This window comes from Arenimonas sp. (assembly GCF_044353605.1).
GTDB lineage: Bacteria > Pseudomonadota > Gammaproteobacteria > Xanthomonadales > Xanthomonadaceae > Arenimonas.
Map to the genome: position 1 here is coordinate 1 of NZ_JBILBO010000008.1, position 13,487 is coordinate 13,487.

The 13,487-nt window shown below is 56.8% G+C and carries 11 protein-coding genes, 1 tRNA gene and 1 pseudogene; 8 read left to right on the top strand and 5 right to left on the bottom strand.

The annotated features are described in order from the left end of the window. Positions 1 to 563, bottom strand: a pseudogene (locus ACIQ1A_RS06305) (DNA mismatch repair protein MutS); the annotation flags it as partial. A 50-nt stretch (positions 564 to 613) separates the two neighbouring features. Here ACIQ1A_RS06305 and ACIQ1A_RS06310 point away from each other — a divergent pair. Continuing rightward, positions 614 to 1,120 (top strand): CinA family protein, encoded by a 507-nt coding sequence (locus ACIQ1A_RS06310; RefSeq protein WP_395770224.1) that lies wholly within the window; start codon positions 614 to 616, stop codon positions 1,118 to 1,120. 58 nt (positions 1,121 to 1,178) lie between these two features. Continuing rightward, positions 1,179 to 3,056, top strand: a complete 1,878-nt coding sequence (locus tag ACIQ1A_RS06315; protein WP_395770225.1) for a glycoside hydrolase family 13 protein — start codon at positions 1,179 to 1,181, stop codon at positions 3,054 to 3,056. Between the two features lie 37 nt (positions 3,057 to 3,093). Here ACIQ1A_RS06315 and ACIQ1A_RS06320 read toward each other — a convergent pair whose 3' ends face one another. From ACIQ1A_RS06320 to ACIQ1A_RS06335, 4 genes are all read right to left on the bottom strand, one after another. Next, positions 3,094 to 4,785 (bottom strand): hypothetical protein, encoded by a 1,692-nt coding sequence (locus ACIQ1A_RS06320; RefSeq protein WP_395770226.1) that lies wholly within the window; start codon positions 4,783 to 4,785, stop codon positions 3,094 to 3,096. 9 nt (positions 4,786 to 4,794) lie between these two features. Next, positions 4,795 to 5,205 carry a hypothetical protein gene (locus tag ACIQ1A_RS06325; protein WP_395770227.1) on the bottom strand — a complete coding sequence of 137 codons (411 nt, stop codon included), beginning with the start codon at positions 5,203 to 5,205 and terminating at the stop codon, positions 4,795 to 4,797. Positions 5,206 to 5,294: 89 nt separating this feature from the next. Further along, positions 5,295 to 5,633 (bottom strand): hypothetical protein, encoded by a 339-nt coding sequence (locus tag ACIQ1A_RS06330; protein WP_395770228.1) that lies wholly within the window; start codon positions 5,631 to 5,633, stop codon positions 5,295 to 5,297. Between the two features lies 1 nt (position 5,634). Beyond that, positions 5,635 to 7,746: a TIR domain-containing protein gene (locus ACIQ1A_RS06335; RefSeq protein WP_395770229.1), complete on the bottom strand. Its 2,112-nt coding sequence runs from the start codon at positions 7,744 to 7,746 to the stop codon at positions 5,635 to 5,637. 131 nt (positions 7,747 to 7,877) lie between these two features. Between ACIQ1A_RS06335 and lexA the strand changes: the two genes are divergently transcribed. From lexA to ACIQ1A_RS06365, 6 genes are all read left to right on the top strand, one after another. After that, positions 7,878 to 8,534, top strand: a complete 657-nt coding sequence (lexA, locus tag ACIQ1A_RS06340) for a transcriptional repressor LexA (RefSeq protein ID WP_395770230.1) — start codon at positions 7,878 to 7,880, stop codon at positions 8,532 to 8,534. Positions 8,535 to 8,687: 153 nt separating this feature from the next. After that, positions 8,688 to 9,719: a recombinase RecA gene (gene recA, locus ACIQ1A_RS06345; protein WP_395770231.1), complete on the top strand. Its 1,032-nt coding sequence runs from the start codon at positions 8,688 to 8,690 to the stop codon at positions 9,717 to 9,719. Next, positions 9,719 to 10,210: a regulatory protein RecX gene (locus ACIQ1A_RS06350; RefSeq protein WP_395770232.1), complete on the top strand. Its 492-nt coding sequence runs from the start codon at positions 9,719 to 9,721 to the stop codon at positions 10,208 to 10,210. The genes recA and ACIQ1A_RS06350 overlap by 1 nt, the downstream gene beginning before the upstream one ends. Before the next feature lie 73 nt (positions 10,211 to 10,283). After that, positions 10,284 to 12,950 (top strand): alanine--tRNA ligase, encoded by a 2,667-nt coding sequence (alaS, locus tag ACIQ1A_RS06355; RefSeq protein ID WP_395770233.1) that lies wholly within the window; start codon positions 10,284 to 10,286, stop codon positions 12,948 to 12,950. A gap of 81 nt (positions 12,951 to 13,031) precedes the next feature. Beyond that, positions 13,032 to 13,226, top strand: coding sequence for a carbon storage regulator CsrA (gene csrA / locus ACIQ1A_RS06360; RefSeq protein WP_395770234.1), 195 nt, complete (start codon positions 13,032 to 13,034; stop codon positions 13,224 to 13,226). A gap of 66 nt (positions 13,227 to 13,292) precedes the next feature. Then, positions 13,293 to 13,385 (top strand) — tRNA-Ser (locus tag ACIQ1A_RS06365). Positions 13,386 to 13,487: the final 102 nt, after the last annotated feature.

The window sequence follows — 13,487 nt, forward strand, 5'->3', positions numbered from 1 at the left end:
AGGTTCGCCAGTTCATCGGAGTCCGGAATCAGGATTTCCGCGGGATCCAGCCGAGCCAGTTCGGCCGCCAGTTGATCGGCATCGGTGGCGAAACTGAGCAGGAACCGTCCAGCCGCGACATCCGCCCAGGCCAGTCCGTAGCCCTGCCGGGCCTGCGACACCGACAGCAACAGTTGTTCGCGGCGGTCATCGAGCAGGGCTTCATCGGTCAGGGTACCGGGCGTGATGACCCGCACGACCTTGCGCTCGACCAGGCCTTTGGCCAGAGCCGGGTCGCCGATCTGCTCGCAGATGGCCACCGATTCGCCGAGTGCTACCAGACGTGCCAGATAGCCATCGGCGGCATGGTAGGGAACGCCCGCCATCGGAATGGCGTTGCCTCCGCTCTGGCCGCGCTGTGTCAGGGTGATGTCGAGAAGGCGGGCGGCCTTGCGGGCATCGTCATAGAACAGTTCGTAGAAATCGCCCATGCGGAAAAACAGCAGCACATCGGGGTATTCGGCTTTGGCGCTGAAGAACTGCCGCATCAACGGCGTGTGCTGGGAGAAATCGTTCGAAGCCATGGGGTTTTCGCTTATGCTATGGCCATAGTCTAACCCGAGGCAGACCCTGCTTGAACGCTTTCGTTGATGGATCTGATAATGCCCTGCAACAGCTGGCCCGGCAACTTGGCGAGCGCCTTGTGGCGGAACACCTGACTTTGTGCACGGCAGAAAGCTGCACCGGCGGCTGGATTGCCAAAATCCTGACCGATATCCCCGGCAGTTCTGCGTGGTTCGACTGTGGCATGGCCGCATACAGTTACGAGGCCAAACAGGCCCTGTTGCGCGTGCGACCGGAAACCCTCATGGAACATGGCGCGGTCAGTAAGGAAACGGCGCTTGAAATGGTGTCCGGCGCGTTGATCACATCCGGCGCCAATCTGGCGGTTGCCGTTACCGGTATCGCTGGTCCGGGTGGTGGCTTGCCGGGCAAGCCGATCGGCACGGTCTGGATTGCCTGGAAGCGAAGAGGTCAGTACCCGAGTGCCGAAGTGTTCCATTTCGCGGGGGATCGCGAGGCCGTACGCCGGCAGACGGTTGCTGTGGCCTTGCAAGGGCTGATGCCGCTGATAAAGTAGTCATTCAATATTGGCCTTCATCAGTTTGGCCGGAATATTCAAGCAAGGACTTAAAGAAATGCGTGCAATCAAACCGCTTTTGCTTATTCTTCTCGCAACCACGGCATGCCATGCCTCCGCAAAGCCCGCCGCCGAATTCGTCCCGCAATGGGCGAAATCAGCCGTGTGGTACCAGGTTTTCCCCGATCGTTTCCGCAATGGTGATCCGTCGAATGATCCGACCGTGGCCGATATCGCCGGTGCCGATCCGATGGAGCCGCCCAAACAATGGCGCGTGCACCCCTGGGGCAGCGATTGGTATCAGTTGCAGGATTATGAAAAAGCCAACGGCGAACCGGAGCTTTGGAAGCATATGCAGCGTCGGCGCTACGGCGGTGATCTGCAGGGTATCATCGACAAGCTCGACTATCTGAAAGACCTTGGCATTAATGCGATTTATTTAAACCCGGTTTTTGATTCGCCATCCCACCATAAATACGATGGCGCCAGTTACCACCATATCGACCCGAATTTCGGACCTGACCCGAAAGGCGACCGTGCCTTGATGGCCAAAGAAAACCCCGGCGATCCGAAAACCTGGGTGTGGACCAAAGCCGATGAACTGGCATTGACGCTGATTGCCGAGGCGCACAAACGCGGCATCCGGGTCATCTTCGACGGCGTGTTCAATCACATGGGCTTCAACAGCTTCGCGTTGCAGGACGTCCGCCGCAACAAGATGAAATCGCCATATCTGAGCTGGTTCACCATCAAGAACTTCGACGACCCGGTCTCCGGTGTTCAGTTCGACTACGAGGGTTGGTGGGGCAACAAATCACTGCCTGAGCTTCGCGAAGACGCCAAGGGCATCGTGTCTGGGCCCAAGGCCTACATCTTCGCAGCTACCGAACGCTGGATGAACCCGAAAGGGAAGGGGACGCAGCATGGCATCGATGGCTGGCGTCTGGATGTCGCCTACATGGTTGCGCATCCGTTCTGGAAGGACTGGCGCCGTCATGTCAAAGCCATCAATCCCGAGGCTTACCTCACCGCCGAGATCGTCAATACGCCGGACGTGGTGAAGCCCTATCTTCAGGGTGACGAGTTCGACGCTGAAATGCAGTACAACTTCGCGTTCACTGCGGCCGAATTCCTGTTCAACGAGGGAAAGTACGGCATCACGGCCCGAGAATTCGACCGCAAGCTGGCCGAGTTGCGTACGCTTTATCCGCCCGGGGTGGCTTACGTGAACCAGAATCTGTTCGGCAGTCACGATACCAACCGCATCGGGTCCTATATCGTCAACCGAACCCTGGGCAATTTCCGCGACTGGGGGAAATGGTTCCAGATGTCGCAGCCGATCAACAATCCCGAATTCAGCGTACGTAAACCGAATGCATCGGAATTGCAGCTGCAGAAACTGTTCGTGGTTCTGCAGATGACCTACGTCGGCGCTCCGATGGTGTATTACGGCGATGAAGTGGGCATGTGGGGCGGCAATGATCCGGACGACCGCAAGCCGATGATCTGGCCGGATATCGCCTATGAAAAGGAACGTGCGCTGCCTCGGCAGAACCTGCGTCCGGAATCCGAGGCCGATACGGTGGTGCAGAATCTGGAATTGCACGCTTTTTACAGAAAGCTGATCGGCATCCGAAACGCCCATCCGGCCCTGCAAATCGGCTCGTACCGGACATTACTGGCCGATAACGGCGATGAGGTGTTCGCCTATGAACGGCATGCCGGCGGTGAAACGCTGTGGGTGATTCTTAATAATTCAGCCAGTCAACGCAGGGTACGCCTGCCACGCGGGAACTTCGACGAATTCGAGGACCTGCTGAATGACCGGACCTATGTGGGCCAGCGCCCAGAGGTGGAGTTCACCGTGCCTGCCAAGCAGGCAGCGGTCTTGCGCGCCAATCGGATTCCGTTGAATGCCGGGCCGGTGAAAAAATAAACGAGCGGCGTATTCCGACAGCCCCGGATGGCGCCGCTCAAATCTTCGATTTGTCGAGCGGCCGCTCGCGGTGCATCAGCGTCCATTCGGCATGCTCGGCCAATGCGGCCTCACCCAGCGTGCGAAGGATGCGACGCCGTTCTTCATCAGACCGGCTGCTGTCGAGGCGGCGTTTGGCGGCGTTGAAAATACGTGCCATGAAACGGTACTGTTTGATCAGTTCCTTGTCGGCTTTCTTGTAGGCATAGGCTTCATGCACGGCCGCGGTTACCGAGAGCAGGCCCATGGTGGCGACCATCACATTCTGCGCCAGTCCGTCAATGGCGCGGGCGAATACCGCCAGCACGACGCTGATGCCGATGCCGATCCAAAGGCAGGAAGCCGCCAGCCATTCGTTACGGCGGTGGTGGCGCACCCTTTTTTCGGAGGTTGCCGAGTAGTAGGCCAGTTGACCGGGGGGTTCCGTATTGCCGATCCATTCCCGGATCACGGTATCGATTCCATCGCATTTTGGATCCAGCGGCTTCAGCATGCCTTCGAGGCTGGCAGCGCGCATCACGTTGCGGATCCAGCCCAGTTCTACGTCCTGCTTCTGCAGGAAGTTGTCGTGGGCGAAGGCCAGTCTTCCGGTATCGACGATTCCGGCACGCCGCCAATAAGACTGCACCCGCAGACCTTCGGCCAGTGCGCGGTAGTCGATGTATTGCCGGTGCCATTCACGGCGTTTGGCCACACTGTTGATGCCGATGCCGGCCAGGAAGAACAGCAGGAAAAGGTAAATCATCACATCTTTGGCCATGATGTCCGAGTACATGATGAAGGCGTAACCCATCAGTGCAGCGAGGACGTAAGTGGCGAGAAGGATGCGGCTAACGCGTCGCCGGTATGTCGTTGCGAGCCAATCGGCACCGCCGAAATAACATCCGATCGGACAATCGGTATCCCCCAGGCTTCCGGCTTTTACGATTTCTTCGCGGTACTGTTTGCAATCGTGCTGGTATTCGATTTGCCGACGGAACATGGTGTTGAAGGAGTCCGGCATACTTTTGGAGGGCTGTGCATCATCGCCCGAGATCAGCCAGCGGCATTTCTCGTTGATGTCGGTCTCACTGCTCTGGCGTCCGGCCGGAATGTGATACACCAGTGACTCTTCGTCCAGTCCGAGATTGCCAATGGCGGTCTGCCGGCGGTCGATGGTGCCAGGCAGTGTTCCGTGGAGGTGGTATTCGACGACTTGGGCGGTGCCTCCGAAGTGTCCGTTTTCCGATCCATCCCACAATGCCAGCAGGATATGACAGTGGCTTGAGGTGAACATGCCGGCAAGCGCATATTGTCTGTTGCGCGCGTAGCCGCCATGGCGTATGTCGTCAGGACTCCGGAGGTCCTGAAACGCGAGTTCGAGGCAGGCGCTCAGCGAAAGCTGTCTGTCGAATTCGATCAGTTCGGCTGGGTCGTCGAAATCGCTGCGGTAGAGCGTTGCCGGAACCGGCAGCGCGGCAATCACCCTGATGCCCATTTCGAGCGCGATGCCGGCTACCAGTTGATCGGCTCCTGCCGCCAACGGGCACAAGACCGTCAGCGGCAACTCCGGATAATCCTGCCGCAGCTGGTCGAATAGTCCATGGACCTGCCTTTTCAGGCGCGGTAATTCGGTCTCGCGCAGATTCCTATGCCCGGTCACGCCAATGACAAGGCCCGCAGTCTCCATGGGTTGATGTGTGTCAGCCATGATCGGATATTATTGGTTCACAATCCGGGGATCGCATTTCAGAGTCTCCCCGGTTTGTTTGTTCCGAAGGTTTATTTGGTAATAGACATCCGCCGGGCCGGTGTTGGCATTGAAAATATTGAGCACGTTGCCGTTTCCGCCGGCCGTTTCTCTGATCTGATCCGAGCCCGGACCCGTGAATGTGGTCGGTTCGAAAACCATGTCATCACCATATAAAAGCTCGATCTGGATTTTCTTGCCACCTGTTTTCTGCATGACCTCGACGTTGCCGTAGCCATCCGTGCCGCCGCTGAACTGGCAGCCATTGATGTTGAGCTCGACTTTGAAGTCCGGCGCATTGCCATTCTGTGCTGAGGTGCTGCTCGACACGGCAGCCATCGCCAAAGCGAGGACAAGGATTTGTGTTTGACTGATTCGCATGTGTTGTCCTTGAGGTTTTGAGCAGGTTCTCAGGTCTGGGACGGCAGGGAATGAGCGGATTGCCAAAAAGCAGTCCGCAGTCATCCGATTTATTTATTCACGACCCGCGGATCGCAGAGTACATCGGGGCCTCCGTTCGAGTCGCCGACGATGACCGTATATTTGACATCGGCCGGTGTTCGGCAATTGTCGTCGATATCGACCCGGCGCTCATTGCCCTTGATGTCGAAGCTGAAATTTTCCAGGCCACTGCCTTGGAATTGGACATCCTTGATGAAGTAGTTCGATGCCGCATTCAGCGAGACGTGGATTTTCGACGGCCCCTGGCCGACCGAATTTTCGACATTGCCGTTGCCTTTGTTGCCGCCGGAATACTGGTAGCCGCCGTTCTGTACGGATAATGAAACCTGCTGATCTGAGTTAGGCATCTTAGTTCTCCTTAGAGGGGGTGGTGGGTGAAGCCGATGAAACCAAAAAACCGGACTCGGTAGGATCCGGAACGAAACGGGGGTCTTTGTAGCCGGCCTTAGACAATTCGGATTCGATTTCTTCCGCTTTTGCGGCTTGGCTGAGGCTGATTGCGATCAATCGTCGGATGGGATTGAAATCAAAAATCCGGATGGTCTGGCTGTCCAGAAGCTTGGCTGTCTCGCGCCAGGTATTTTCCGCCTGGCTAGCCTGGCCATCGGCCATCTGCGCAGAACCAAGAATCAAGACCGATTTCGCCAATTCCGCGACAAGCAGGGGGGATTGGTCGGATTCTTTAAGCAGAGCGGTAACCAGGTTGCGGCTCGTTTCCGCAGAGATGATGGCTTCTTTGGTTCTACCGTTCTGGAGTATACGCAATGCTTTTTCACGATGCATTCCGGAAAGTATGATTTTATTTTTGGTATTTGAAGGGTCCTTCGAAATAAGTGTGTCTACTCGGCCAATCAAACCATCTAAATCAGCATCATGGCTGTTCGACCAGCCGCCACGGGGAGTCATCGACAGTCGAAGTAATTCGGCCTTGTACAGCACCTGAAGCCAATCGGCATTATTCGGATCCTTTTCAGTCAACATTGAAAGAATTCGCAGCGACTCCGCATTGAGGCGTGCGGCGGAGTCGACATCGCCGATATAGAGTTTTGCGTCGGTCTGGAAGGTCATGTTGGACGCAAAAGTAAAGGTTGCCCGCGCATTCTCATCTTTCAAGTAAATCGGACGAAGCAGCTTGGCAATCTCGGTGAAGGCCTCATCGCTGCCGGAAAGATCACCAAGATCCATTTTGCTCGAGCCAATCCAGGACCAGGCTTCCGCAAGGCTGTAGGCAAGCTCGATGTCATCCGGGGTCTTGGCCAGTTCCTCGGCATTGATGTCGCGGCTGAGGATGAAGTTGTCGAGAGCGACGCGGGTGTTTCCGCGCGCGCGCGCCATACTGCCGAGATTGGAATACGCATAGGAAAGCTCCATGTTGTAGATCGAGTTTCCTGGGTCTCGTTCGAGGAGCTCACGGCTGTACTGCATGTAATTCTTGAAAGCGTTTTCTGCGAGCTTCAGATCGCCACGCTCCCATGCGACATATCCGACCCAGAATTCAGCTTGTCCGAGCTCAAACAGATTGTCATTGTTTTTAGGGTCGGCTTTGTAAAGGGCCTGCATCTGCTTGAGCGACTCTTCGAAGGCGATCAGTGCGGCCTTCAGGTCGCCTTTCGATTTGCGCACTTCGCCGATCTGATGCAGGGCCTTGCCGCGCTCGCGCAGTTCCTTGGGGGTGCCGCGGTCACCGAGCGTAGCGAAGTAATTCATGGCCTGATCGCCGATGGAGTCCAGGATTTCGAGTTTTCCGATGGGTTCAAGCCGTTCGCGCAGGTCGCCGAGCATGAAACCGATCAGGTTCTCGGCCTGGCTGCGGCGGATCTCTGACTCACGCTTGGCATTCAAGGCATAGACCGCCAGGCCGATAGTCAGCATCGCGATTAAGACCGCGCCGGCCGCCAGAATCGACCAGAACCGCGCCTGTCGCTGCGCGTCGCGGCGCTTGAGATCATCAACGCCGACATTCAGCAGGCCTGCCGCGATTTTGAGCATCGCATTGCGTTTGCCGTCACCGCTTGGAGTGGCATCGGCGGCCAAGGGCTCATGGATGATGTTGCCGTTTTCATCCTGTAGGATTGCGGCCGGAAAGGCACAGTGCGGGGATCGCGGATCCGGACTGCCGGCCGCCAGAAGACAAAAAATGCGGTCGCCACAGCCGGAGGCCCGGAAGCGGCGAATTTCCTCGTTGACCCAGTGCGAGGCACGTGCCGCCGGAGTACAGATGACAATCAGCGCATCCGAGTCGTCCATGGCCTTGCGAATCGACTCGGACAGATCGCCGCCGGAGGCGAGTTCGTCACGGTCGCGGAAAATCGGGAAAAGTCGGGCGGGGAGATTCTGCTGGCTTTGACGCAGTGATTTCGGCAAGCGGTAGCCTTCCAGTGCACGCTGAAGCCAGCGCGCCCAAGCCTCGTCGCTGTGGCTGTAACTGATGAATGCCCTGTAATGCCGTTGAACCGCCATGCCTTTTATCGTTCCCCTAGGCCCCCGTGCCTTGGCTAATACTACCCTTGAATCAAATGCTTGGGGCTGTATCAGGAATTATTCTTGAAAAGGGCTTGACAGACCGTTTTTTGTTAGTAGTATTACTACTAATGAACATTTCCGACAACCAGCAAGCCATTCTCACCTTCATCGCCCAGTGCATCGATGAGCAGGGTGTGCCGCCTTCCCAGACCGAGATTGCCAACGCGCTCGGCTTCCGCGGCGTTCGTGCCGCGCAATACCACCTGGACATACTCGAACAAGCCGGATACATCCGCCGCCTGCCCGGACAGGCCCGTGGCATCCGCCTGTGCCACCCGCAATCCGATGAGGATGTGGAGATTCCCCTGCCTCGAACCCGGGTGGAATCGGCCGGCGATGCCTTGCGTCTGCCCGTTCTAGGGCGGGTGGCGGCCGGCCTGCCGATTGGTGCCGATATCCCATCCGACGACTTCGTACTACTGGATCGGGCGTTTTTCTCACCGTCGCCGGATTATCTGTTGAAAGTGAAGGGCGATTCCATGCGCGATGACGGCATTTTCGATGGTGACCTTGTGGGCATTCACCGAACCCAACAAGCGCTTTCCGATCAAATCGTTGTGGCCCGCATCGATGATGAAATCACCATCAAGCGTCTGAAAATCGGTAAGCATGGCATCCGGTTATTGCCGCGCAATCCGGATTTCCAGCCGATTGATGTCCGCCCCGATCAGGATTTCGCCATCGAAGGCCTCTATTGTGGCCTGATCCGGCCTTCCGGCAAATGAACATGTCCATAAATTCCGATACCTACCAACGCTGTTACCTGACTGCCCCGGATATGGACCCGGGCCACACTGGTTTCGCGGCGGTCTCAGCTTTTGCGACTGCCGCCTTTTATGATTCAACTACCCCAACGAAACAACCCTGAGGAACCGACGATGGATGAGAACAAAAAACGCGCGCTGGCTGCAGCCCTGGCCCAGATCGATAAACAATTCGGCAAAGGTACCGTGATGCTGATGGGCGATAAGAGCATCGAAGCGGCCGAAGTCATCGGCACCGGTTCGATCATGCTTGATCTCGCGTTGGGAATCGGTGGTCTGCCAAAAGGCCGTGTTGTCGAAATTTATGGTCCTGAATCCTCCGGCAAAACCACATTGACCCTGCAGACCATCGCACAATGCCAGAAAGCCGGTGGTACGGCGGCCTTCGTTGATGCCGAGCATGCCTTGGATCCGGGCTACGCCCAGAAGCTCGGGGTCAATGTCGATGACCTGCTGATTTCACAGCCGGATACCGGCGAACAGGCTCTGGAAATCGTCGATATGCTAGTACGTTCGAATGCCGTCGATATGGTCGTGATTGATTCCGTTGCGGCATTGACGCCACGTGCTGAAATCGAGGGCGAAATGGGTGAAATGCAGGTTGGTCTGCAGGCCCGTCTGATGAGCCAGGCACTTCGCAAATTGACAGGCAACATCAAGCGCAGCAACTGCATGGTCATCTTCATCAACCAGCTGCGTATGAAAATCGGCATGATGATGCCTGGCCAGAACCCTGAAACCACCACCGGCGGCAATGCCCTGAAATTCTACGCTTCGGTGCGTCTGGACATCCGCCGCATCGGTGCGGTCAAGAAAGGCGATGAAATCATCGGCAACGAAACCCGCATCAAGGTGGTCAAGAATAAAATGGCGCCACCGTTCAAACAGGTCATTACCGAAATTCTTTACGGAGAAGGCATCTCGCGTGAAGGTGAAATCCTTGATCTGGGCGTCGATGCCAAGTTCGTTGAAAAGTCGGGCGCTTGGTACAGCGCGCTCGGTGAGCGCATCGGTCAGGGCAAGGAAAATGCCCGCCAGTATCTGAAGGATAATCCGAAAATGGCCCTTGAGCTCGAAGCAAAAATCAAGGAAAAGCTCAAGCCGGTCATCGTCCCGAAGAAGCCGATTGAAGATATCGAAGCTTGATGCGGAGAAAGACCTCGGACCTTCCCGCATACCAGCAGGCTATGGGCCTGCTGGTTCGGCGTGAGCATTCGCGTCGGGAGTTGAAACAGAAGCTCCGGCAGCGGGGAAAAGAGGCGGATGAGATCGACACGGCGCTGGAATCGCTGTCCCGGCAGGACTTTCAGAACGATGGTCGGTTTTCAATGGCTTTGGCCCGGTCCCGCCAGGCTGCCGGCTATGGACCTGTCCGGATTCGGGCCGAATTGGCCCAGCACAATCTCGATGCCGAGGTGATTGCTGAAACGATGGCGTCCTTGCCCGAAGACTGGCTGGATACGGCACAGGGTCTGGTGGCGAGACGCTATCTCCGTAAAATCCAGGCCGATCCGGCGCAAAGCCGTAAAGCAGTGGATTTTCTGTTGCGTCGGGGTTTTGACCAAAAAACCGCTTTTACGGCCGTTAAAATACGTGAATGGCCGGTTGCACCGGATTTAATCGACGAAAGTCCTTAAAATCAGCCGTAAATGGTTTAAAATCAAGGCGTAGCGGTGCATTCGGTGCCGCGTCCCACGCTTCAGGTTAACCATGACACAGATGACGTCGCGCTCGAGTGCGCAGATTCGCCAGGATTTCCTTGATTTCTTTGCCAGCAAAGGCCATGCCGTTGTGGCTAGCAGTCCGCTGGTCCCCGGTAATGATCCAACTTTGTTGTTCACCAATGCCGGCATGGTGCAGTTCAAGGATGTGTTCCTTGGCGCCGAGAAGCGCAGCTATACCCGTGCCGTCAGCTCCCAGCGTTGCGTACGGGCAGGCGGCAAGCACAATGACCTTGATCAGGTCGGCTACACCGCCCGTCATCATACGTTTTTCGAAATGCTGGGAAATTTCAGCTTCGGGGACTATTTCAAGAAAGACGCCATCCATTACGCCTGGGAACTGCTGACCGAAGTCTGGAAGCTGCCCAAGGATCGCCTTTTGGTCACGATTTACCATACCGATGACGAAGCATTCGATATCTGGAATACGCAGATTGGTCTGCCGGAATCCCGGATCATCCGCATCGGTGACAACAAGGGCGCGCCGTTCGCGTCGGACAACTTCTGGCAGATGGCCGATACCGGGCCTTGCGGGCCCTGCACCGAGATTTTTTATGACCACGGCGATCATATCGCCGGTGGGCCGCCCGGCTCTCCGGATGAAGACGGCGACCGTTTCATCGAAATCTGGAACAACGTATTCATGCAGTTCGACCGCCAGCCCGACGGCACCCTGTTGCCGTTGCCGGCACCCTGCGTCGATACCGGGATGGGCCTGGAGCGCATTGCCGCGGTTCTGCAGCATGTCCACAGCAATTATGAAATCGATTTGTTCGATCATCTGATTCGCACCGCTGCGGCTTTGACAAGCACGGATGATCTGGGCAACAAATCACTTCGGGTCATTGCCGATCATATCCGCGCCTGTAGTTTCCTGATTGCCGATGGTGTATTGCCATCCAATGAAGGTCGTGGTTACGTGCTACGACGTATCATCCGTCGTGCCGTCCGTCATATCTGGAAGCTCGGCGCGCTGCGTCCAGAAGGCCTGTTCTGGCGCATGCTGCAGCCCTTGGCCGAGAAAATGGCCGGCGCCTATCCCGAATTGGAAAGCAAAAGGTCTTTGATTGAGCAGGCTCTGAAAGCCGAAGAAGCGGCCTTCGCGACGACGCTCGATGCCGGCATGATCCGTCTTGACGGCATGTTGACCGAAGGTGCCAGTGTCATCAGCGGCGAGCAGTTGTTCCTGCTTCACGATACCTTTGGTTGCCCGCCCGACCTGGTCTTGGATATCCTGCGTGAGCGCGGTTTGGCTCCGGCACCAGATGCGATGGAACACTACGAAACTTTAATGGATAAGCAACGGGAACGTGCCCGTGGCGCCAGCAAATTCGCCGGCACGATCGGTCTGCCCGCGGAACTGGTTGCCAGCCTGCATGCCACCGAATTCAAGGGCTACGAAAAGCTGGAATGTGACGGCTGCCGCGTTGTGGCATTGCTCCGCGATGGGCAGCCGGTATCCGCTCTTGAAGCCGGAGAGCGCGGCATCGTTCTGCTCGACAGGACCCCGTTTTATGCCGAATCCGGCGGACAGGTCGGTGATGCCGGCGTGTTGTGTGCATCCACGGGCGTGCGTTTTCAGGTCGAAGATACCCAGAAACTGTCCGCTATATTCCATGGCCATGTCGGTGTGATGGATAGCGGCCGAATTTCCATCGGTGACAAACTCTCCGCCCGCGTCGATGACGGCCGCCGCCAGGCGACGGTCATCAACCATTCGGCGACCCACCTGTTGCATGCGGCACTGCGTAGCGTGCTCGGCGAACATGTCAGCCAGAAGGGATCGCTGGTGACTCCTGAGCGCACCCGTTTCGATTTCTCCCACTTCCAGTCGGTCACGGCCGAGCAGCTGCAGCGTATTGAAGATTTGGTGAATGCCGAAATCCGCCGAAATGCCGAGGCCGAAGTCCATCATATGGGCATGCAGGAAGCGCTCGATTTCGGAGCCATGGCGCTTTTCGGTGAAAAATACGGCGAGCGTGTTCGTGTTCTGCGGATGGGTGATTTCTCCACAGAACTCTGCGGGGGCACCCATGTGCACCGTACCGGCGACATCGGTGTTTTCAAAATCCTGTCCGAAGTCGGCGTTGCCGCCGGTGTCAGAAGGATCGAGGCGACCACGGGCGCCAACGCGGTGGCCGCATTCAAGTATAACGAATCGGTATTGCAGAAAGCTGCTGAGCTTATCGGAGCCCGCAGCCATGATGTTGTCGATAAGCTCAACCAGTTGCTTGAACGTCAGAAGAAGCTCGAGTTGGCCTTGGAGGCTTACAAGGCCAAGGCAGCCTCCGGGCAGAGCGCTGAATTGGCGGCCCAAGCGATCGAGATTGCCGGCATTAAGCTCGTCAAACTCCGTATCGAGAGCGGCGATCCTAAAGGACTCCGGGAACTGGTCGACAATCTCAAGGTCCAACTTCCGGATTCGGTCATCGTTCTGGCTGCGGCGCAGGATGGCAAAGCCTCTCTGGTTGCCGGCGTGCAGGGTAGGGCGCAGACTAAAATCAAGGCAGGTGATGTATTGGCGCATATCGCCGCCCAGATTGGCGGCAAGGGTGGCGGCAGGGCGGATTTTGCTCAAGGCGGGGGTGAGGACGGCCCGGCGTTGCTCAAGGCCATGGCCGAGTTAGATGAATGGCTGGCTGGCCGTCTGACCTGAGTTATTTGCCCTTGGCCCGAATGTGGTCTAGGATTTGCTTGCGATAATGGAAAATGGTTGTGACGTAAAAGGAGTGGTTCCATGTTAATCCTGACCCGACGTGTCGGAGAAACGCTGATGATTGGTGATGAAATCACCGTGACCGTGCTCGGCGTGAAAGGCAACCAGGTCCGTCTGGGAATCACTGCGCCCAAGGATGTGGGCGTGCATCGGGAAGAGATTTATCAGAAAATCGGCCGGGATTCCAAGGAAAACACCGAACCCAAGTCAGAATGAGGTTTACCGGAACGGCCAAAAGCCGTATCATGGACAGCCTGTAGCGGCTACGCCGTTTCAGACCCCGGAGAGATGCCCGAGAGGCTGAAGGGGCTCCCCTGCTAAGGGAGTATAGGGTCAAAAGCCTTATCGAGGGTTCGAATCCCTCTCTCTCCGCCAAATTCCGAAACCACCCTTGCGGGTGGTTTTTTCTTGCGCTATTCACATCAATTGGACTCATTGCCCTTGCTGGCGGCGTTATGATGGTTCTCCATCATCGCT